This window comes from Segatella intestinalis (genome assembly GCF_029348455.1).
GTDB lineage: Bacteria > Bacteroidota > Bacteroidia > Bacteroidales > Bacteroidaceae > Prevotella.
In genome coordinates, this window is the sequence record NZ_JARJVV010000012.1 from 1 (window position 1) to 19,254 (window position 19,254).

A 19,254-nucleotide genomic window follows, 5' to 3' on the forward strand; every position below is an offset into this window, starting at 1 on the left:
AGAGTTTCGACGAAAAAGTTTTGAAATTAACAGTTATTTAACAGTTGGGGTGAAGAATAAGAGACTTTCCTGCCCCACTCTCATTATATTATACACACGGGATCGCGGGCTGCGCGTGTGCGCGAGGGTGTATTACCGACAAGTTCCTCTTCTCACCCCAAGGCAGAATATCCAAGACCAGGAACAAATCCCCCGAAACCGGGATTCATAAACATAAAAAGCCCAGGTATGTGGCTCACTTGCCGGCAATACCTGGGAATATTAAAGAGAGAGAATTGATATTTCTTGGGAGGCAAGTTATTCCTTGCTGCCCCCTCCACTTTTCACGTCGTCGTTCTCGATGCCACGTTGTGCCTTCTTCACGCTCGCCTTGAGCGAACCGAAGCGGTAGGTAACAGAGAAGTAGAAGCGGCGACTGCTGGTTTTCGACCAGGAACTCTGACAGAAATTAGCGCTTTCGGTCACGTCATCCTGGCGCGTGTACTTATTAAACAGACTGCCCGCATAGACGCTCACGTTGAGACGCTTGTTGAGGAACGACTTCTTGACCGTGATGCCATAGTCGGAATAAGAACTGCCCTTGCCCTGAAGGGAAACACTCTTCGTACGGCCGAAATAATCTAACGAGATGAACCAGTTCTTGGGCAGCGTTTGCTCGATGCCGGTGAACGTGTAGCCAAACCATCCGTGGTTGCGCATGGTCTGCCCATTGGAGTAGTCGCTGTATAATCCATACAGATTGGAGTAGACGCGTGTCTTGCTGAAGATGTTCCAGCTGACATAGGCACTCAGAGCCGATGCCTTCACCTTACCGATGTTCTCATAGGTGGTGTAGATGACCTGCTTGCCTGTAGGATGGCTCAACCCTGCGATGGTGCGGTCGTCGACGAGTGAGGTGACTTCCTCGATGCTGTTGTTGACAAAAGCCGTAGCGGCCTTCACGTTCAGACTCAGCTTGCTGGTGTTGAGGTTGAAGCCCAACGTGATCTGATGCTTCTTCTCGCTCACGAGGTCGCTGTTGCCCTGGCTGAGGGAAGCAGGATTGCTGTCATCGAGATAAGGATTGAGATACCAGATGCCTGGACGGAAGATGCGCATGTTGTAGGCAAGGCTGAAATTGACGTAGTCGGACACACGCACGCCGAAACTTGCCGATGGCACAAGGTCGTCGAAGTTCTTGCAGAAGTCTTCGCCACGGCCTAAACGGTACTTCACGTCTTGCAGGGTGTGCTCATAGCGCAGACCGAGACGACCAGACAGCAGTTTCCATTTCACTCCATAGCCCAGATAGCCTGCGAAGATGTCATTGGTGTGCTTGTAGTGCGAGCTGTTGGCTTCGTCGTAGGCGTAGTCGGCTGCACTCAGTGCCTCACGGGTGTAGCGGTCGTCGTTGCTGTGGTTGTCGCGCATGATGTACTTCAGGCCTGCCTCCAAGGTGTGTATCTTGGCAAAGGGCGTGGTATAGTCTATTTGGAAGGTCTGCTCCAACGAATTGCCGTCCTGTTCGTGGCGCTGGTCTTTCAGCATGTGCAGATAGTCTTGCCATGCAGCCACGCCGTCTATGTCATGATACGCGTATTCGTCTTCGTCATCGCTGGGGTTGCTGTTGATCTTGTAAGACAGGGTGAGCAAGCGGTCTTTCACCGGAAAGGAGCGCTGATAGTCGATGCCTCCGTCTATGGAAGACCATCTGTTGCGGGAACGGTCGAAGTTGGAATAATGGTAAAGGGGACTTTCGTCGAGGGGCGATGTTGCCACTACCTGTTTCTCATTGGGTGTGTGGCCTCCGCCAGCCCATAGGCCAAACGAAGCTGACACGAGGCGCAGACTGTCGATCTCATAGCTGGCCTCGAAACTGCCAGAATGGTAGTTGTACCAGCCATTGCTTGTGGAATAGCTCTCCACATTGGCTGATGTCTCGTCGATGTCGCCGGTCACCTCGCGACGGTTGCCGCCCCAGTAGCGCTTCGCATCGCTGTGCGTATAGCTGTAGCGTCCGCTGACGGTGAACTTGCCACTCTGTACGGTGCCAAACATGTTGGCACCTATGCGACCCTGGGTGTTATAGTTGGTACCTACGGTGAGCGAATAGCCCTCCATACCCTTGCCTGTGGTGATGATATTAATGATGCCTCCCACTCCCTCGGCATCATACTTTGGTCCGGGATTGGTGATGATTTCTATCTTCTTCACGCTGTTGGCAGGCATGTTCTTGAGCACCTCGGAGGGATTGTTCGACATCATGTTGTTGGGTTTGCCGTTGACATAGACCTTGAACGACGAACTGTTGTTCACCATGATGTTGTCCTGCCCGTCGACTGTCACCATCGGCACCTTGCGTAGCATCTCCAACACGCTGTTGGCCTGTGCCTCGGGGTCAGACTCTACATCGTAGGTCATTTTGTCGAGCTCGCTCTTTACCAGGGGTTTCTTTGCAACAACGGTCACTGCGTCCAGGTTTTCCGACCACTTGATGCTGTCGTATGCCATCGTGTCGGTCACTTCTATGGGGGCTGTCTTGGTGCCATTGTCTGCCCAACGGGGTGTATTTGCTGCCGAAATTGCAGCAGTATAGGTCAGCAGCATGCCTATACTTGCCAGAACTTTTACCATTTCTCCAAATTCTTTAGGATGATTATTTTATGTTTTAGACCTACTTAAATACGTCTTCATCCTAATAAACGTTATTATGCCTCAAAATGTAACAGCAAATGCCAGGTTTTAACTTTGTTTAATATTTAATTCAACTTTCTCAATTGGGAAAGTTGAATTAAACATTCCCACAAAGAAGCGTTACTTTCCGATGTTCCAACGCAAGCCAAACTGGAAATTGAAGTTCAGTTTCTTGTCCTTGAACACGTTGTCTATATGGCTGCCGTTGTCAAAATAATACTTCGCACCCGGCTCAGCATAAATGCCCAACTGAGGAATCACGTCAAACTGAATGCCCAAGGATGCATTGGCAGACCATTGCATCTTGTCGCGCCCCACATCTTCACGGTTGCCATCCATCAAGGTCTTGTTTTTCACATTTACTGCCCCTTCACCTCCTACATTGACATAGGTATGCAAACGGCTGATCCCCCAGACCTCATAGGAAAGTCCTACAGGAATACCTACATAGTGGAGCGACTGGTTGACAACCATCTGACCGGAGCCATACTGATAAGTGAAATCAGAACTGGTCTGTGTATAGACAACGCCCGTGGTAAGCGAGAGACGTGGAAGAAGTGGCACACCTACCTGCAAACCCACCGAGACGGGGAAATGATGCTTGGAGTCGATAAGAGACTCCTTGTTGTTGAGCTTGACGACCATAAACTGCAGTGTGTTGTCGACAGCAGGTCCCATCATGGCGTCGCTCATCACCCAAGAGCCCGAAGACTCGCCGTTGCTGTAACTGCGAGGAATGCCATTCTCGGCATAGAGTTTCACCGACCAGCCCTCGGAAGCGGCCGACTTGGCTGCAACAATCTGCGGATCAGCTGTAGAAAGGGACACCGGACGGACAGACTTTCTCGTCTGACTGCCAGACAAAGCAGCATGCTTTTTCTGATAAGATTCTGATGATGAAGAGGAACGGACGGAAGAAGCCTCTCGGGAAGCCGAAGACTCTTGAGCCGAACGGGCAGCAGAGCCAGCAGGCTCTGTCAATGCTGGCGACAGGTCGCAGACAGGCTCTTCAACTCCGTCGGCTGAGAGAAGAAGGGGCTCTGAGGCCTCATTTCCTTGCGACTTTCGGGCTGCACGACTGTTGTCCAGTATATTATCTGCCAGCAGAACAGGTTGGCCGCTTTGAGCAGCAGAAAGACTGGCATCTGCATCAAGGGCTGCTATTTGATTTTCAGCAGCATTGCCATGCGCATCATCCTTGGAACTACCAGACGACAAAGCCCCCTGACGGTTCATCACAGAAGACACTACTGCCGTATCGGCAGGCGAAAGAGGTTGCTGTAAATACACATAACTGCCTCCCACCACGAGGGCAGCCAAGGCTGCAGCCATTCCCCACCAACGCAAACCCATGCGACGGGCTGGCTTGGCACCAAGAGGACGAAGAACGGCAGGGCGATGAACAAGCGATTGCTCGATGTCTGCCCACAAGTCACCGCCGGCCGGAGCCTCATAGTTCTCCAGCCTGTCTCGTAGTTTGTCTGTCCAATCAGTCTTGTTCATTTTCCGTATTCTTTAAATAGTTTTTTATTCTCGTTGCCAACAGTTTCTTGGCTCTCAGATACTGAGATGCAGAGGTGCTTTCCTTAATGCCCAACTCAGCGGCTATCTCCTTGTGGCTTTTCTGCTCAAACACATACATATTGAGCACGAGCCTGTATCCATCGGGAAGCGTGCCTATGAGCCGCGTCAGCACATCAGGCGGCACACGTTCCACATCAGGGCTGTCGGCCTCGGGTTCGTCGGGCACCTCATCGGTAAATACGAACTTCGTCTTTGCCTTGGCGTAGCTGATGGCCTCGTTGGCTACAATACGCAGCATCCAGCCCTTGAGCGAGCCCTCGCCCCGATACTCGAAGCGGGAGATGGAGGAGAAGATCTTCACAAAGCTGTCCTGTACGACATCGCGCACCTCGTCCCTGTCGGGTACGTACCTGAGCCCTACGGCCATCACATACCCGATGTAGCGGTCGTAGAGTCGATGCATCGCATCGCGACTACCACTCAAAATGTCGTCGAGGAGTTGCTTTTCTGATTCCAAATTCTCCTAAATTTATTTATTAAACTACGAGATACAAAAACCTTGCATCTAAAAATGAACTTTTTTCTGCAGGAGTTTTTTTAAGGAGTTAAGGGAGTTAAGGAGTTATCGCTCCCTCCGGTCGCTAAGGAGTGAAGACAAATGCCTTGGAGGAAACATTATGTTTCAACTTTCGCAAGTTAGCGCCACACGCCCAAAAAGGGCGTGCTTGAACCACAAGCGAAACTTGAGTTAATACTTAGTGTTAATTTAAGTCCACAAAAGCATTTGTCTTAACTCCTTAACTCCTTTTACTTCTTTAACTCCTTTGAAATCTCCTTAACTCCTGAGAGAACTCCCGAGAACTACTTCACCTCAAACACCATTCCCTCTTGCGAGAGATAACTCTCCGGGAAGACCGCCTTCGCCTCTTCGAGCAGCACATTCTCATTGTTGTATCGGGCGCTGTAATGACCGAGCAACAAGCGCCCTGCCCCGGCCTTCTGGGCGACAAGGGCTGCCTGGCGCGCTGTGCTGTGATAATAGATCTTGGCACGGTCCTCATTCTCCGAGGTATAGGTGCTTTCGTGATAGAGCACCGTCACGTCTTTTACTCTTTCATACAGATCGGGCAGATAGCACGTATCGCTGCAGTAGGCATAACTGCGGGGTGCGTCGGCTGGCTCCACCAACCTGCTGTTGGGCACGATGTCGCCCTCGGGTGTCGTCCAGTCTGCGCCGTTCTTGATGTTGTTGATCTGCGAGAGCGGAATACCGTAATAGTCTATCATGTCGCGACGGATGTGAGGCAAGGTGGGCTTCTCACGGAAGATGTAGCCACAGCAGGGTACACGATGGCGCAAAGGCACCGTCTCTACGGTGACAGAATGGTCTTCGTAAACCACTTTTTGCTGGGTTGTATCTACGGGAACAAACTCTATTTCATAGGTCATGCCCTGCATAAAGAAGTTCATCTGTTGCTCAAACAGGCTGGCGTAACACTCTGGTGCGAAAACCTTTAACCGAGATGTACGTCCCAACATACCAAAGGTGGAGAGCAGTCCTAACAATCCAAAGCAATGGTCGCCATGAAGATGAGAAATAAAGATGGCGCTCACCTTGGCAAAGTGGACATGCGAGCGCCTGAACTGCATCTGTGCTCCCTCGCCACAATCCATCATGAAGCACTTGCCACGCATCTCGATGAGCTGCGCGGAAGCACTGTGCTTGAGGGTGGGCAAAGCGCTGCCGCACCCTAAGATATGAATTCTGAATGGTTCCATAATCTGTCTCTCCAGCTTCTCCTACTGCTGGCGTTTGAATACATAGATGCCTTTATGGTTCTCGAGCAGCAGACTGTCGGGACCCAGGTTGTCGATGGCGAAGGTATCGGTATTGAGCAGCAGTTTGCCGTTGACGATTTTCCACGAGGTCCAGGGGTTGACCTCTGCCTTGACGTTGTTGACGATGTCGCCACCTTCCACGATCTCGAAGTTCTTGTCTATACTGGTCCACTTGCCCAAGAGTGAGGTAAGATTAATGACGCGCTGCGCCACCATCTCGCCGTCGGCAGACTTGTAAGCTATCAGGGCTATGCGGTCGCCAGCCAGGAGCCCGCCCTGTACCACTCCCGGTTCCTCGTCGTCAACAAAGACATCGAGTGTATCGCCATTGTCAGCAATGAGTTGCAGCGAGTGCATGGAGGTTCCTTCGCCACAAACGCCATAAATGGTGGAATCGTTGTCCGCCTCCACATCTACAGAATCGTTCATACCCATTACCTTTGCCGCCTTACGGTCGTGGCAACCTGCCATGAGCATCAGCCCCACGACAGCCACTGTAAAAAAGAATAATCGTCTCATCTTTATATGTATTATATTAAACTCCTTACTCTTGACGTTTAGCTTCATCCCATAGTTTATCCATTTCCTCCAAGGTCATGTCTTTCAGACTCTTACCCTGTTTCACCGAATGGTCTTCCACATAGTTGAACCTGCGGATAAACTTCTGGTTGGTCATCTCCAGAGCATTGTCGGGATTGAGCTTATACAGTCGGGCGGCATTGATGACAGAGAAGAGGAAATCGCCCAACTCGCGGGTGGAGTTTTCCTTGTCACCCTTAGCCAGTTCGGCCTTCAGCTCTTCCAGTTCCTCGTACACCTTGTCCCACACATCCTCCTTCTCTTTCCAGTCGAAGCCCACGTTGCGTGCCTTGTCCTGTATGCGATAAGCCTTGATGAGCGAGGGCAAGGCATCGGGCACTCCACTCAGCACCCGCTCGTTGCCGTCTTTCTCCTGCTGCTTAATCTGTTCCCAGGTCTTCTCCACAGCCGAGGCGGTAGAGGGACGTGAGGCGTCATCGGGCTCCTCCTGCTGGGTTTCCTTATACACCACCTGTCCTGCTTCGTTGATACACATGTCGGGGTTGGCAACCGTCCAGTTACCCTCCTCACGCCAGTTGATGAACGGATGGCGGAACATGAGCTTGTCGGCTTCCTGGTTGCAGACATCACAGATGTCGAACTCCTCATCCTCACGCCCTATGATGCTGTAGAACATCACATGCTCGAGCACATCGCCCAACTCTTTCTTGATATTCTTATAGTCGCGCTTCATCAGAGCGTCACACAACTCGAAAGTCTCCTCAATGGTATTGGGTCGAAGACTCTCGAAGGTCTGTTTCCTGTCCCATGGACATTGTATGCGCAGGCGGTCCTGCACATCCAGCAATCTCTCGAAAGCGGCTAATTTTTCTTCCTTGCTATGCACTTGTTGATATTATTTTAATGAAACTATAGTGCAAAGATAATGCTTTTCTTGGAAACCCATCGTTATTTTCATGTTTTTTTGGTAATAAATAACTTCTAACTTGAGTACACAGTATTTAAATATCGTCATACGAAATAAATATTGCAGCCTGACATTACAGGGCATAAGTATCATACTTGGCACTGCCAAGTGACATACCAACAGATGAAAAGATGGTACTTACGCCCCAGACACACCAAGGTCCGCTCTTCGGCTGAGAAGAGGTCATGTAGAGTAACCAGTAGCATAAGTTTGTGCCACTTGTGCCAAAGTGCCATGTGGCATTTCAGTACCAAAAGTACCATAAATACCGGTTTTTTCTATATTTTTCTATATTTGTGCCACTTGGCGTAATGGCGTAAGTGGCGCAAAGTGGCCTGTCGTTCATCACTACTATCCATAAAAATCCCAAGACTTATGAATAGAACAAAACATATAAAAGAAGTATTCTACAAATTTAAAGCTCCAAATGAAGATGAAAAACATAAATGAAGGAAAATAATAAGTAAAGACCTCGCTTATTTCGGCAGAATTTAGTAACTTTGCACCGATTTTATTGAAGAAAAAACAACAAAAGATAATAAAAAATGGAATTAGCAAGTAAGTACGATCCACAAGACGTGGAAGGAAAATGGTATCAGTACTGGCTCGACAACAAACTCTTCAGCTCGAAGCCAGACGGTCGTGACCCCTATACAGTGGTAATCCCACCACCTAACGTAACAGGTGTGCTCCACATGGGACACATGCTCAACAATACAATCCAGGACATCCTTGTGCGCCGTGCACGAATGGAGGGAAAGAACGCATGCTGGGTGCCAGGTACCGACCATGCCAGTATCGCTACCGAGGCCAAGGTGGTGAACCGCCTCGCTCAGCAGGGCATCAAGAAGACCGACCTCACCCGTGAGGAGTTCCTCAAGCATGCATGGGACTGGACTCACGAGCATGGCGGCATCATCCTCAAGCAGTTGCGTCGCTTGGGTGCCAGCTGCGACTGGGACCGCACAGCATTCACTATGGACGAGACCCGTTCGCGTGCCGTGATCCATGTGTTCTGCGACCTCTACCAGAAGGGACTCATCTATCGCGGCGTGCGCATGGTGAACTGGGATCCTAAGGCGCAGACTGCGCTCTCCGACGAGGAGGTTATCTACAAGGACGAGCACTCTAAGCTCTATCATCTGAAGTATTATGTAGTGGAGCAAGACTGCCAGCAGGTGGACGAGGAGAACGTGATGCACAAGGACGAGAAGGGCTACTATGCTGTAGTGGCTACCACACGTCCTGAGACCATCATGGGCGATACAGCCATGTGTATCAACCCAGAGGACAAGAAGAACACCTGGCTGAAGGGTAAGCACGTCATCGTGCCTCTCGTAGGCCGTGAGATTCCTGTCATCGAGGACTCATACGTTGACATCGAGTTCGGTACAGGTTGTCTGAAGGTGACTCCAGCTCACGACATCAACGACCATGCACTCGGCTTGAAGCACGGACTGGCAACCATCGATATCTTCAACGACAACGGAACCATCAGTGAGGCTGCCGGCATGTATGTGGGCATGGACCGCATGGACGTGCGCAAGCAGATCTCTACCGACCTGCAGGAGGCTGGCCTCATGGAGAAGATAGAGGACTATAATAATAAGGTAGGTTTCTCCGAGCGCACCAATGTGCCTATCGAGCCTAAGCTCTCTACACAGTGGTTCCTCAAGATGCAGCACTTTGCCGACATCGCCCTCGCACCGGTCATGGACGACGATATCGAGTTCTACCCCAAGAAATATAAGAACACCTATCGCCACTGGTTGGAGAATATCAAAGACTGGTGTATCAGCCGTCAGCTGTGGTGGGGTCATCGCATACCAGCCTACTACTTCGACAACGAGGGCAAGAAGGACTTCGTAGTGGCTGAAACCGCAGAGGAGGCTTTGAAGCTCGCACAGGAGAAGAACGCCAACATCAAGGCCGAAGACCTGGAACAAGAGAGCGACTGCCTCGACACATGGTTCTCTTCATGGCTGTGGCCTATCTCTCTCTTCGACGGCATCGAGCACCCAGACAATGAGGAGATCAACTACTACTACCCCACCAGCGACCTCGTAACAGGTCCGGACATCATCTTCTTCTGGGTGGCACGTATGATCATGGCTGGCTACGAATATCGTGGCAAGATGCCTTTCAAGCACGTGTACTTCACAGGTATCGTTCGCGACAAGCTCGGCCGTAAGATGAGCAAGAGCCTCGGCAACTCTCCTGACCCTATAGACCTGATCGATAAGTTTGGTGCCGACGGTGTACGCATGGGTATGATGCTCTCTGCGCCTGCAGGCAATGACATCCTCTTCGACGAGAGCCTTTGCGAGCAGGGACGTAACTTCAACAACAAGATTTGGAACGCCTTCCGCCTCGTTAAGGGTTGGGAGACAGCAGATATTGAACAGCCTAAGAGCGCAGAAATCGCAGTGAAATGGTTTGACGCCAAGCTCAAGGAGGTGAACGAGGAGATGCAGAAGCAGTTTAAGGACTACCGTATCTCTGAGGCTTTGATGACTGTATATAAGTTGTTCTGGGATGAGTTCTCATCTTGGTACTTGGAGATGGTGAAGCCAGCCTACGGTCAGCCTATCGACCAGAAGAGCTACGACGCTACCCTGCGTTTCTTCGACGCACTGCTGAAGATGCTGCACCCATTCATGCCATTCATCACCGAGGAGTTGTGGCAGCACATCTACGACCGCAAGGAGGGCGAGAGCATCATGCGCGAGAAGTTGGAGATTCCTGCACCTACAGCCGAGGAGCAGAAGTTGGCAGCCGACATCGAGGCTGTGAAGCAGATTATCGCCGGTGTCCGTACCGTTCGCAACCAGAAGAACATCGCTCAGAAGGAGCAGCTCTCACTCCAGGCAGTGGGCAAGAACGACTTCGAGGCTTACAACGACGTAACTCTGAAGATGGCCAACCTCGACAAGATTGAGGTCATCACCGAGAAGAGCGCCGACGCATCCAGTTTCATGGTAGGTACCGACGAGTTTGCCGTACCATTGGGCGACCTTATCGACGTGGCTGCCGAGATAGAGAAGGCTGAGGCACAGCTCAAGCACCTTGAAGGCTTCCTGATGGGTGTGCGCAAGAAGCTCAGCAACGAGAACTTCGTGGCTCACGCTCCTGAGAAGGTGGTGGCTCTTGAGCGCAAGAAAGAAAGCGACTCTGTAGAGAAGATCGCAGCCCTCAAGGCTACTATCGAAGAACTCAAGAAGAAGTAACAGACTATTTTTTTTCAATGTTAAATGTTGAATGTTAAGTGTTAGACGAGGCTGCTCTTGCCATCTTAAGAACAAGACTTTACAAGGGCGCCACGACTTAACATTTAACACTTAACATTTAACATTTTTCGTATCATGACAAGAAAGAAGCTTTTCACCTTATTTATATATGTATCCTTCGCCCTGATGGGACTGACGGGCTGCAACGACGAGGCTTTCGACATCGACAGCGTCAACAAGCAGACCTTGCTCATCATGTATCCATGGTCGGGAACCGAAAACTCGGCAGGACTCTACAGCGATATGGTCAACAACCTGAACCAGATAGAGAATGCCATCAAGAAGAACAAGGGACTAAAAAGCACAAGGGTATTTGTGTTTATGAGCACATCTGCCACAGAGAGTTCGCTCTTTGAGCTGACTTACAACTCAAGCACCTTTACTGTAGAGCATCAGATGCTGGAAAACTATACCGGCACTGCCTACACCACTACGGAAGGACTGACAGACATCATCGGTGAGGTGAAACAGCAAGCAGAGGCACTCAACTATGCCCTGATAATCGGAGGACACGGAACAGGATGGAACAACATTTCCGACTGGACCGACTATCCCAACCAGGCCAAGAGAAAAGCTGCACTCAAGACCCGCTCTTTTGGCGGACTCGACAACACCTATGCCATCAACGTATCATCGCTGGCACAAGCCATCGAGACCAACGGCATCAAGATGCAGTACATCCTCTTCGATGCCTGCTATATGAGTAATGTGGAGACGGCTTACGAGCTGAAGGATGCCACCAACTTCCTCTTGGCTTCGCCCAATGAGATTATGGCAAAGGGACTGCCCTACGAGGATATCTGGAGCTATCTCAACACGACAACTCCCAACTACGCAAGCATCATCTCGTCGTACTACTCTCATTACAACAGCACCTCTACCCCATACGCAAGCCTTGCTGCCATCGACTGCCGACAGATGGACAAGTTGGCTGCCATCATGAAGGAACTGAACAGCAAGTACACCATCACCACAGAACGCCTGGCTGGCGTGCAGACAGAAGACGGATACACCCCCAACCTGTATTACGACTTGGGCAACTATGTAGACAGTCTGAAGCCCAACGCCTCGATGAAGGATCAGTTTGCCACTCAGCTGAAAGCCACGGTAAAAGCCGCACAAAGCACCGCAGAAGTGTACAGCAACATCAATGCGACAACCATCACCGTCAAAGACTTCTCGGGTCTTACCATCAGCGACCCCAGTTCGCATCCCGTGGCTCTCAGAACCAAAAAACAGACCAAATGGTGGAAAGCGACGCATGAGGGAGAGTGAAGAGCAAAGAAGTTAGGAGGAAGTTAAAGAAAAACAAAAATAAACAGACAGAAACAATGGAATACTTCATCGTAGAAAACGGAAAGCAAGCCGGACCATTCAGCATAGCCCAGCTGGCAGAAAAACATATCAAACCTGAGACTTTGGTATGGAAAGAAGGTATGGCAGACTGGACTCCAGCCTGGAAAATAGCCGAACTGAAATACATTCTCGCCGAAGGCAGTCAGCAAACAGGAACTGCAATGCCTCCTGTTCCTCCTACAGCCAATCAGGCGGAAGATATGAGTCAGCCTGCAGCAGAAACAGAGGAAAATGAGAACGGGAAGGACAGCGACAAGAAGCCTAAGAAAAAGAAATCTTACTGGAAATTCTTCGTAGGACTCTTGGTTGGGATTCTGCTCATCCTGGCATTCACCAACCCCGGCAGAGACACTCATAAGCAAGCCGTAAAGGAGGAAGTCGGCAAGGTGATAGACAAGGCTACAAACATCAGTGACGACTTCATCTTCGCCGATGGCCTGCGCTCGTTTGCCAAGATGATCTCGAACAACATGATAGATGTTGCCTTCGACCAGCTTTTCGAGTACCACAACTACATCATCTTCTCGAAAGGCACCGTCAGCTTCAATGGCAAAAGTCACAACGTAAGCTTCGGAATCCTGGGCAAGGTATACACCATCAATGCCGATGATGCCATCAAGGCAATGGAAAATGTAGAACTGCTCAACAGCAACGACTCATCTGAAAATGCTGATGACAATCAGTCGGCAAACAACTCTTCAGACAACACCAACCTGCAGTCACAGCTCGAAAACAAGACCAACGAGGCTATTGACAAACTGTCCGACAAGGTCAGCAAAAAGGTGGAAGCCAAACTCAACGAAAAGTTGGAAGAACTCAACGACTCCTCTAATATCGACAAGATAGTAGATAAGATCCTCAGCTTGTTCTAACAGGCCTCCCTCCACGAAGTGGCAACACATATACAGGCAACAACGCACACAGGCGGCAATATCATAACAAAGCCCTACCCCCTTTGCGGGGCAGGGCTTTTTTTATCTCCATTAAGCACATAACTGCTGTCACGAAACTCATAAAAACGAAATAGGCTTCGATATTAAACGCAATAGGCTCCGTCCTAAAACGAAATAGGCTTCGAGCTTAAACGCAGGTGCTTTCAATAATCAATGAAAGCACTTGCGTTTTTCAAAAGAGAAATTCCTCCTGAAGTTTCACATTTATGTTATTCAGACTTCAACACCTCTCTCAACTTATCTACTCCAGGAAAACTTGTCGTCTGATAAGTAATCTTTCCTTCCTTGTTTACAACAAAATAAGTAGGAATACCTGAGAAATGATATAGGTCACTAAGAGCATCAGCCTGCTCCTCTGTCAACCGCACATGCACACCACTTATCGTCTTTATCATCTCGCCCCATTTGCCAACAGGCGATGAAGCATCTGCAATATAAACATACACCACATCGGTGAGCTGTTCTTTCAAAGGACGAATGGCCGACATGGCAGCCCTGCATGGCATACACCACGTGTTCCAGAAATCAAGGAGCAGAGTTTTGCCTTTATACTTATTTATGATTGAGGGAAAAATCTGTTTGGCAGACATCTTGGGGTCTATGTCTATAATGCTGTATACAGAACTGGAATTGGCTGTCTTTATCATCGCAGCCATTTTTTCGTCGGAAGACTTTTGCTGAGACTTCAAGTCTTCATTGTCGGCAAAAAGCAATTCCCTCACCATATCATTGGCAATACTATCGCGAGCTGCCGCCATCTGCTGTTCGGTGAGAAGATGCTTGCGTCCTAAAGAACGGCTGAGACGCTTTCCGACAGCTATATCATCCAACAATGGGTCAGCCGCCATATATTGGCGACAGAAACTTGACGTAAAGTCTGCAAGAAAAGAATAATAACGCTGATTCTTAGAACGAAGGATTGGGAGTTGCTCCAATGTTTTAAAATACGACAATGTGTCAACACTCAGGTCGGCACGTCGTACTCCTTTCTTGCCTACAACCATGGGAGCCATGGCTATATTGTTCTTAAAGCCAAACAATGCCGAAGCATAATTCATGGAAAGATAACTATGCGCCAAAGTTCGGGTGGCAACGCTGATGGTTGCATCAGCATCAATAGCATGTAGTTTTTGCTCATAAACCTTCTGCACATAATCACGATATTGCAATGGTGTCATACCACAAATGTCATCAAAGAAAGTTTTGCCATAGACATCAAGATTTTCCTTTACACTCTGCAACTCTGTATCGACAGCAGCATATTTTCCTTCAAACCAAACATATTTCTTGACGCTTGCATCATCTGCAAAGAGATGTGTAGCGGCAAGTGCCTGTGTCGTGAGGTCAATAATTACAGTAGTCGTATCGTGAGGCACTGCAAGAAACGGAATCTCCATTCGGTTAACCCGAATGGTTGCTATTTTCGGTAAAATAGCATTGGCACTTATGCTGCATGTTCCATCCACGCTGATAGAATCGTGGTCGAACGGCATACGCTGTGGTGAGAACCAATTTTCCACGAGAACATCAAGTGTGGTACCGTATTCAGGTTTATACCCTAACAAGCGCACATTCACAACAGTCTTGCCAAGGTTGAGATCAGTAGATGGCAATTCTACCTTTTTGTCAAATGCTTGCTGTAACAAGTGCTGCGGAATGTCAGCCTGTGGCCGTCTGCCGTCGAGGCGCACTCCGTAAATGTTCCAACCAGAGTTGTCGGATACTTCACGGAAATCAAACTCCGTCGTGGTCTCGGGCATTGGCTTAAAACGCAAAGTAGCAGAAACGTACCCACATTCAGGCACTTTCACAAAAACACCTTTAGGCAACTGCGGACTACCCAGATAAGCATACGTCGCACCATTGGCTGCAAGAACGGCATGGGAATCGATACTAACCTTGCCACTGGCCTGATAGATTTTTACGTCAAGAACTGTAGCTTTCTTGTCGAGTGTCACACGCTCGATTTCTAATTTATGATTGTTGGAGGCGAAGAAGTAAGGACGCTCAACAACTCGTTTGGCTTGTGCCGCTGAAGAAACGACCAACATCAGAAAGACAACAAGCGATAAGGCTTTCTGACTGAAATGCATTGTTTTCATTTAATGTGTATATTTGAATTCTTTTTCCCTCAAAAAAGGAATAGCTGAGCTATTCATAGTCATCAATCACAGAATTGACGAAATCCATCATGGGCTTTGCCACACGGAAGATGTCTGCCGACTTGCTGAGCCAAGCTTCATCGGCAAAGAAATCATCGGGCACACGGACCCAGGCACAGTAGTCCTTCATCTTCAGATAGTCGAGAAACTCATAATCCTTGGGAAAATCCTTGGGAGCTTTCTTCAACATATTGACTCCGAAACCTTTGTCGCTTATCTCGTCATCATCCTTCCATACGCCCTCACCAGGATAACCGAAGGTATTGACAAACCTGCCATTCTCCACAGCACGTCGCCATTCGTCAATGTTACCCATAATCTCGTTGCGGCACGAGGTAAGGATATTCGTAGGTAGACAGTAGGCACCGACTGCCAAAAGGCAATGACCAGGCTCTACATGAATATAGTAGCCACCACGAAGCGACTTCTTGCCGTGAGCACAAATGTAGGCTCCGAAATGGCGCTTATAGGGCGACTTATCGGAAGAAAAACGTATGTCACGATAGAAACGATACGTACAGTCTTTCACCTGCAAGTGGGCTATTTCGTCATCGAAACCGGCATAGTGCGCAATGGCCTTCCTGATGCCTTCCTCGAAATCAGACTTGGCTGCCAGATACTCTGCCTTGTGTTCCTGGAACCACTCACGGTTGTTGTGAGCAGCCACATCCTGCAAAAAATGATTGATCTTCTTGGCATTCATCTTATATGTATTGCTATAGTTTACTGTTTTTCAGACGTTTGGGACAATGCTCGTTAAAGAAGCACTGCTCGCATAGCGGTTTGGCACTCTTACATATATAGCGGCCATGCAACAGGAGCCAATGGTGCGCGTTGGGAATATCGGCTTCAGGAATGTTAGCCATCAGATAGTCTTCCACCTTTCGCGGACTGTCGGCCGTGGCAGGCACCAACCCCATGCGATGGCTGACACGATAGACATGCGTATCTACTGCCATGGTGGCCTTGCCAAACCACACGGCACGAATCACATTGGCGGTCTTGCGCCCTACTCCGGCAAGGCTCGTCAAGTCGGCAGCCGACTCTGGCACCTCGCCATTGAACCGCTCTACCAACTGACACGACATCTCTACGAGATGCTTCGCCTTGGCATTGGGATAACTCACCGAACGAATGAGTTCGTACACTTCATCCACCGTAGCCGCTGCCATGGAACGGGCATCAGGATAACGGGCAAAAAGAGCTGGCGTAACCATGTTGATGCGCTTGTCGGTACACTGAGCCGACAGCAAGGTAGCTACCAGCAACTGGAAAGCACTGCCAAACTCCAACTCGGTAGTGACACGGGGCATCTCCTGTCGGAAATGATCCAACACGTATTCGTATCTTTCTTTGCGAAGCATTGTTCTTTACACCTTATTATATATATAGCCATACAGCAAACCAGAAAGGAGCTGTATGGCTATCAGTAAAAATTTCTCTATAAAAAATAGAATCGTTATTGTACGTGTTTTAAGACTTACATCCGAAGGATTATTTCTTAGCAGGTGCAGCAGTCTCGCTCTTCAACTTGCCCTTGTAAGCCTTGTTCAAGCCATTGATCACCTCGTTAGTGATATCGTAAGCCTTGTCGGCATAAAGAAGGTTATCGCCACTCTTAGACAAGATGATGCTGTACTTCTTGTCCTTGTTGTAGGCAGCCAGATAGTGAGCAATACTGTCGTGGAGAGCATTGTTGTACTTTGCCTGCTCGGCAGCAAACTCGTTGCTCAGACGCTGCTGCAAACCCTGCACGTCGTTGCTCTGCTTCTGCAAACCAGCCTGTATAGCCTCTGCCTGCTCGCGTGTGAGTGCATTCTGCTGAATCTTCTGCTGGAAGTTGGCAGCTGCTGCCTGCAAGTTCTGCTGCTTCTGTGCAAGTGTAGCCTGAATGTTCTGACCCTTCTTCTCCAAGAGAGCAGAATACTCTTTGGCAAATGTATACTGTGTCATGATAGAGTCGACCTCTACATACGCAATCTTCAACTCAGCAGGAGCCTTGCTCTCAGACTTAGCCTCAACCTGTGGCTGCGACTTGTTGCATGATGCCAATGACAAGGCAGCAACTGCTGCGATAGCCATGAAGCCAAAAATGTTCTTTTTCATTTTCTTGTTATTTTAGTTTTTTATTATTTTATATCTTACATAAGATTTATTAAAGAGAGAATCCGTCTTCGTTCTTCACTCTTCACTTCCTCAATAGGCCTTTCCCGCTTGTCGTGCCTCGCGGTCCTGGTCTACCACACAATGAATACCCTGCTTGCGAAGTCCAGGATTGTCGTGGACATGCTGCGAGGAGAACTTGCCGTTCTTGCGAAAAATCAACTTCACGGATAATAAAGCTACAGATATAGCAATTATTAACACGCTAAATAGCAATATCTTTATCATTTTTATTACTTTTGCAGTGCATTAGATTGCACATTTGGATGCAAAGGTAATATTTTTCAAGCAAAGTTCAAAATAAAAATACATAAAATGACTAAAAATGATTTGAAACCTGCTCGTGTTTTCGAGCAGTTTGCTAAAATCAATCAGATTCCACGTCCATCAAAGCACGAGGAACAGATGATTGAGTACCTGAAAGAGTTTGGTAAAAGCCACAACTTGGAGACTGTTGTCGACAAAACCGGCAACGTGATTATCCGCAAACCCGCCACTCCTGGCTATGAGGACCGAGAGACGATTATCCTGCAGAGCCACATGGACATGGTGTGCGACAAGCTGGTGGATGTAGACGTTGACTTCACCAAGGATGCCATACAGACCTACGTGGACGGAGAATGGATGAAAGCCAAGGGCACTACCTTAGGCGCCGACGACGGAATAGGCTGCGCCATTGAGCTGGCTATCCTCGACTCTGATGACATCGAGCACGGACCTGTGGAGTGTGTCTTCACACGTGACGAAGAAACAGGACTTACTGGTGCACACGGCATGGAGGCTGGTTTCATGAAAGGCAACATGCTCATCAACCTCGACTCAGAGGACGAAGGACTTATCTTCGTTTCTTGTGCCGGTGGACAGACGATCCATGCCACCTTCGACTTCTCTCGCGAGAAGGCTCCTGCCGGATATTTCTTCCTCAAATTGAATATCAAGGGGCTGAACGGAGGCCACTCGGGTGACGATATCGACAAGAAGCGCGCCAATGCCATCAAGATTCTGGCCCGTTTCCTCTATATGGAAATGGAGAAACAAGAAGATGGCATCCTCTTGGCAAGCTTCAACAGCGGAAAGATGCACAACGCCATTCCTCGCGACGGACAGGTTGTGTTTGCGGTAAAGAACGAGGCCAAAGAGCAGGTTCGTGCTGACTGGAACATCTTTGCCTCTGAGGTGGAAGACGAGTTCCATGTTACGGAGCAGAGCATGCACTTCAGCATGGAGAGCACTGATGCAATGGACGTTATCGAAAGCCAGGTGGCTGACAGATTCATCATGGCACTGCAGGCTGTTGACAATGGGCCTCTCACCCACTGCCAGGACGAGGCCATTGCCGAAATGGTTGAGACTTCGAGCAATGTGGCAAGTGTGGCAACTACCGAGGACAGCATCGAAATTGTTGCTTCTCAGCGCAGCAATGTGATGAGCAACCTCGACAATATGACCAATACGGTGAAGGCTGCCTTCCAGTTGGCTGGTGCCAAGATAAGTGTAGGCGACAAATATCCTGCATGGAAGATGCGTGCCAACAGCGCCCTGACCGACCTGACAGTCAAGAGTTACGAAAAACTATTCGGCAAAGAACCTTTGGTAAAAGGAATTCACGCCGGTCTGGAGTGTGGTCTCTTCTCTGAGAAATATCCCAACCTCGACATGGTAAGTTTCGGTCCTACCCTTCGCAATGTACATACTCCTGAAGAGGCTCTGCTCATCCCTACTGTTCAGATGGTTTGGGATCACTTGCTGGAGGTTCTCCGCAACCTTCCCAAGAAGTAAAAGGACTCAAC

At 49.1% G+C, this 19,254-nt stretch carries 15 protein-coding genes; 4 read left to right on the top strand and 11 right to left on the bottom strand.

Annotated elements, in window-relative coordinates:
- Positions 1-297 precede the first annotated feature (297 nt).
- The 6 genes from P3T48_RS09150 to mazG all read right to left on the bottom strand — a co-directional run bounded on the left by P3T48_RS09150 (position 298) and on the right by mazG (position 7,462).
- Positions 298-2,613: a TonB-dependent receptor domain-containing protein gene (locus P3T48_RS09150; RefSeq protein WP_276506492.1), complete on the bottom strand. Its 2,316-nt coding sequence runs from the start codon at positions 2,611-2,613 to the stop codon at positions 298-300.
- Between the two features lie 180 nt (positions 2,614-2,793).
- Positions 2,794-4,176, bottom strand: coding sequence for an outer membrane beta-barrel protein (locus tag P3T48_RS09155; RefSeq protein WP_276506493.1), 1,383 nt, complete (start codon positions 4,174-4,176; stop codon positions 2,794-2,796).
- The gene (locus tag P3T48_RS09160; RefSeq protein ID WP_276506494.1) at positions 4,163-4,714 is read right to left on the bottom strand and encodes an RNA polymerase sigma factor; all 552 of its coding nucleotides are present in this window, start codon (positions 4,712-4,714) and stop codon (positions 4,163-4,165) included. Before P3T48_RS09160 ends, P3T48_RS09155 begins: the two co-directional genes overlap by 14 nt.
- Positions 4,715-5,058: 344 nt before the next feature.
- A complete protein-coding gene (locus P3T48_RS09165) occupies positions 5,059-5,976 on the bottom strand; it encodes a ribonuclease Z (protein WP_276506495.1) in 918 nt (305 codons plus the stop codon).
- A gap of 21 nt (positions 5,977-5,997) precedes the next feature.
- Complete coding sequence (locus tag P3T48_RS09170; protein WP_158463294.1) at positions 5,998-6,555, bottom strand: lipocalin-like domain-containing protein; 558 nt, start codon at positions 6,553-6,555, stop codon at positions 5,998-6,000.
- Between the two features lie 25 nt (positions 6,556-6,580).
- Complete coding sequence (gene mazG / locus P3T48_RS09175; RefSeq protein WP_276506496.1) at positions 6,581-7,462, bottom strand: nucleoside triphosphate pyrophosphohydrolase; 882 nt, start codon at positions 7,460-7,462, stop codon at positions 6,581-6,583.
- A gap of 626 nt (positions 7,463-8,088) precedes the next feature.
- On the opposite strand from mazG, the gene P3T48_RS09180 reads away from it, so the two are divergent.
- The 3 genes from P3T48_RS09180 to P3T48_RS09190 all read left to right on the top strand — a co-directional run bounded on the left by P3T48_RS09180 (position 8,089) and on the right by P3T48_RS09190 (position 13,058).
- A complete protein-coding gene (locus tag P3T48_RS09180; protein WP_158464293.1) occupies positions 8,089-10,770 on the top strand; it encodes a valine--tRNA ligase in 2,682 nt (893 codons plus the stop codon).
- Positions 10,771-10,905: 135 nt separating this feature from the next.
- Positions 10,906-12,105: a clostripain-related cysteine peptidase gene (locus P3T48_RS09185; RefSeq protein ID WP_158464292.1), complete on the top strand. Its 1,200-nt coding sequence runs from the start codon at positions 10,906-10,908 to the stop codon at positions 12,103-12,105.
- Between the two features lie 56 nt (positions 12,106-12,161).
- The gene (locus P3T48_RS09190; protein ID WP_276506497.1) at positions 12,162-13,058 is read left to right on the top strand and encodes a GYF domain-containing protein; all 897 of its coding nucleotides are present in this window, start codon (positions 12,162-12,164) and stop codon (positions 13,056-13,058) included.
- Positions 13,059-13,348: 290 nt separating this feature from the next.
- Here the strand turns inward: P3T48_RS09190 and P3T48_RS09195 are convergent, their stop codons facing one another.
- From P3T48_RS09195 to P3T48_RS09215, 5 genes are all read right to left on the bottom strand, one after another.
- The gene (locus P3T48_RS09195) at positions 13,349-15,241 is read right to left on the bottom strand and encodes a TlpA family protein disulfide reductase (RefSeq protein ID WP_276506498.1); all 1,893 of its coding nucleotides are present in this window, start codon (positions 15,239-15,241) and stop codon (positions 13,349-13,351) included.
- Between the two features lie 49 nt (positions 15,242-15,290).
- Positions 15,291-16,004: a DUF2461 domain-containing protein gene (locus tag P3T48_RS09200; protein WP_276506500.1), complete on the bottom strand. Its 714-nt coding sequence runs from the start codon at positions 16,002-16,004 to the stop codon at positions 15,291-15,293.
- Between the two features lie 13 nt (positions 16,005-16,017).
- Complete coding sequence (nth, locus tag P3T48_RS09205) at positions 16,018-16,665, bottom strand: endonuclease III (protein ID WP_276506501.1); 648 nt, start codon at positions 16,663-16,665, stop codon at positions 16,018-16,020.
- A 130-nt stretch (positions 16,666-16,795) separates the two neighbouring features.
- Positions 16,796-17,407, bottom strand: a complete 612-nt coding sequence (locus tag P3T48_RS09210; protein WP_276506502.1) for an OmpH/Skp family outer membrane protein — start codon at positions 17,405-17,407, stop codon at positions 16,796-16,798.
- Between the two features lie 90 nt (positions 17,408-17,497).
- Positions 17,498-17,692: a hypothetical protein gene (locus P3T48_RS09215; RefSeq protein WP_022251408.1), complete on the bottom strand. Its 195-nt coding sequence runs from the start codon at positions 17,690-17,692 to the stop codon at positions 17,498-17,500.
- Positions 17,693-17,779: 87 nt separating this feature from the next.
- On the opposite strand from P3T48_RS09215, the gene P3T48_RS09220 reads away from it, so the two are divergent.
- Entirely contained in the window at positions 17,780-19,243 is a 1,464-nt protein-coding gene (locus tag P3T48_RS09220) for an aminoacyl-histidine dipeptidase (RefSeq protein ID WP_276506503.1), read from the top strand.
- Positions 19,244-19,254: the final 11 nt, after the last annotated feature.

What these genes read in the sequence shown, in the direction of transcription:
- P3T48_RS09150 (WP_276506492.1), bottom strand. Translation starts at nt 2,613, where the DNA reads ATGGTAAAAGTTCTGGCAAGTATAGGCATGCTGCTGACCTATACTGCT.
- P3T48_RS09155 (WP_276506493.1), bottom strand. Translation starts at nt 4,176, where the DNA reads ATGAACAAGACTGATTGGACAGACAAACTACGAGACAGGCTGGAGAAC.
- P3T48_RS09165 (WP_276506495.1), bottom strand. Translation starts at nt 5,976, where the DNA reads ATGGAACCATTCAGAATTCATATCTTAGGGTGCGGCAGCGCTTTGCCC.
- P3T48_RS09170 (WP_158463294.1), bottom strand. Translation starts at nt 6,555, where the DNA reads ATGAGACGATTATTCTTTTTTACAGTGGCTGTCGTGGGGCTGATGCTC.
- P3T48_RS09180 (WP_158464293.1), top strand. Translation starts at nt 8,089, where the DNA reads ATGGAATTAGCAAGTAAGTACGATCCACAAGACGTGGAAGGAAAATGG.
- P3T48_RS09185 (WP_158464292.1), top strand. Translation starts at nt 10,906, where the DNA reads ATGACAAGAAAGAAGCTTTTCACCTTATTTATATATGTATCCTTCGCC.
- P3T48_RS09190 (WP_276506497.1), top strand. Translation starts at nt 12,162, where the DNA reads ATGGAATACTTCATCGTAGAAAACGGAAAGCAAGCCGGACCATTCAGC.
- P3T48_RS09195 (WP_276506498.1), bottom strand. Translation starts at nt 15,241, where the DNA reads ATGAAAACAATGCATTTCAGTCAGAAAGCCTTATCGCTTGTTGTCTTT.
- P3T48_RS09200 (WP_276506500.1), bottom strand. Translation starts at nt 16,004, where the DNA reads ATGAATGCCAAGAAGATCAATCATTTTTTGCAGGATGTGGCTGCTCAC.
- nth (WP_276506501.1), bottom strand. Translation starts at nt 16,665, where the DNA reads ATGCTTCGCAAAGAAAGATACGAATACGTGTTGGATCATTTCCGACAG.
- P3T48_RS09210 (WP_276506502.1), bottom strand. Translation starts at nt 17,407, where the DNA reads ATGAAAAAGAACATTTTTGGCTTCATGGCTATCGCAGCAGTTGCTGCC.
- P3T48_RS09215 (WP_022251408.1), bottom strand. Translation starts at nt 17,692, where the DNA reads ATGATAAAGATATTGCTATTTAGCGTGTTAATAATTGCTATATCTGTA.
- P3T48_RS09220 (WP_276506503.1), top strand. Translation starts at nt 17,780, where the DNA reads ATGACTAAAAATGATTTGAAACCTGCTCGTGTTTTCGAGCAGTTTGCT.